The sequence below is a fragment of the Actinomyces acetigenes genome, assembly GCF_031296635.1.
GTDB lineage: Bacteria > Actinomycetota > Actinomycetes > Actinomycetales > Actinomycetaceae > Actinomyces > Actinomyces acetigenes.
The window spans coordinates 1-1732 of the sequence record NZ_JASPFC010000086.1; the positions used below are offsets into that span (position 1 = coordinate 1).

Sequence of the window (1732 nt, forward strand, 5' to 3'; positions counted from 1 at the left end):
GTCCCGACGCCGGCGCTGCCGACGTCGTCGACGCGGGCTCGCCGGCCGGTGACGCCTCCGAGGCTGCCGGTTCATCCGGTGAGGCGGCGTCCAGCAGGGCGCCGGTGTAGCCGGCGCGGGCGACCGCGGCCAGGAGGTCGTCGACGCTCACCGCGCTCGGGGCGGTGATGCGGGCCGACTCGGTGGCGAGGTTGACTGAGGCGCTCACGCCGTCGAGCTTGTTCAGCTTCTTCTCCACTCGGGCCACGCAGCTGGCGCAGGTCATGCCCCCGATGGAGAGGTTGACGGTGCGCGGCTGCCCGCCGGGTTCCTGACTGGTCGTACTCATGGGAGCCTTCTGTGTCCGTTGTCGTCCGGTGCCGTCCGCCGCCCGTCGGCACCCGGGCCTCGGGTGCCGACGGGGGAATGTCCGGGTTCAGTGCTCGCGGTCGTCGCGCTCGACGGCGTCGAGGGCGTAGTCCCCGGCCTCGTCGATGGCCTCGGCCAGGGCCGCGTCGTCGAGGCGGATGTCGGAGAGCACGGTGACGGTGGATTGCCCGCCCTTGTTGAGCAGGACAGAGACGTCCTTGACGCCCTTGAGCGCCTCGAGCTCCTCGGTGACGTGGGCGACGCAGTGGCCGCAGGTGAGTCCGGAGACCTTGAGGGTGGTGGTGCGGTCGATGCCGTCGGCGGTGAACTCAGTCATCTTTCACTCCTTGGGAAGCGTGTGCGGAAAACAGGTGGATCGGAACGGGAACCAGACGGCCCGGCGCGAAGCGGACCGTGGTGCTCAGGACCGTACGAGCCGGGCGATGGCGTCGGAGGCCTCGCGGATCTTCGCGGCGCCCTCCTCGTTGCCGGCCTGGGCGGCGTGCAGGACACAGTGGCTCATATGGTCTTCCAGCAGACCGAGACTGACGGCCTGAAGGGCCTTGGTGGCGGCGGAGATCTGGGTGAGGACGTCAATGCAGTAGATGTCCTCCTCAACCATGCGGGAGATGCCCCGCACCTGCCCCTCGATACGGCGCAGGCGCTTGAGGTAGTCCTCCTTGGATCCGGTATAGCCGGCCATCTCTCCTCCGTTGTCTCGGTCGAGATCAACCATACCCCTAGGGGGTAGGGGTGTCAAATACCCCCTAGGGGTATTCGGTTGCCGGCGGCCGGCCGGATGGGCGCAGATCCGGGACATGGCGGAGGGGGACGTGGGATGCTCGTGCCATGACGCCGTTGCCCATGCCGCCCCCGGACCCGCCGACCCCGACGCGGTGCCCCGGACAACTGATGACCCCGACCTCCAGCTCGCCCGGGACCCCAGGGCGGGCGCCGGACGACTCATGGTGCTGGCCGGCAACCGACCCGACCTGCGCGGCATCATCGCGGACAACCCGGGCTGCTCCCCGGAGCTGCGCGCCTGGGTGAGCCGCATGGGGGGCGCCTCCGCCGGCTCCGGTGGCGGCGGGCACGGCGGGCGTAGCGGACCCGAGGTCGGGGCGGCCCGGACGGGCGGCTCTGGCGGCGTCAACGACGCGGATGATGCCGTGTCGCTGGCACCCACGGGCTGGGAGCCCTCCGACATCGGCCTGGGCGACGAGCCCTTCGGCTCCGTCCTGGGCGATCCGCTCATGGGCCCACTGCTCTTCGACGACGACGGCCCGGGCCATGAGCCCACCGACGCCGAGCCCGCCGGTGCAGCCGCTCGCAGCGGCACGGGAGGGCGGCCGCCGTCGTCGAGCCGGAGCACGGCCAAGCCGCG

Annotated in this window: 4 protein-coding genes; 1 reads left to right on the forward strand and 3 read right to left on the reverse strand. The window is 71.4% G+C overall.

All coding sequences use genetic code 11. From position 1 onward, the window contains the following. From RIV14_RS13570 to RIV14_RS13580, 3 genes are all read right to left on the reverse strand, one after another. Window positions 1-328 (reverse strand): cation transporter (locus tag RIV14_RS13570; RefSeq protein ID WP_309325252.1); only part of this gene is annotated, 328 nt, incomplete at its 3' end. Between the two features lie 87 nt (window positions 329-415). Further along, entirely contained in the window at window positions 416-685 is a 270-nt protein-coding gene (locus tag RIV14_RS13575) for a heavy-metal-associated domain-containing protein (protein ID WP_075373641.1), read from the reverse strand. Window positions 686-769: 84 nt separating this feature from the next. After that, window positions 770-1051 (reverse strand): metal-sensitive transcriptional regulator, encoded by a 282-nt coding sequence (locus tag RIV14_RS13580; RefSeq protein ID WP_075373640.1) that lies wholly within the window; start codon window positions 1049-1051, stop codon window positions 770-772. A 115-nt stretch (window positions 1052-1166) separates the two neighbouring features. Here RIV14_RS13580 and RIV14_RS13585 point away from each other — a divergent pair. Then, window positions 1167-1732, forward strand: a 566-nt coding sequence (locus tag RIV14_RS13585) for a variant leucine-rich repeat-containing protein (protein ID WP_487265007.1), incomplete at its 3' end; no start/stop codon positions are given.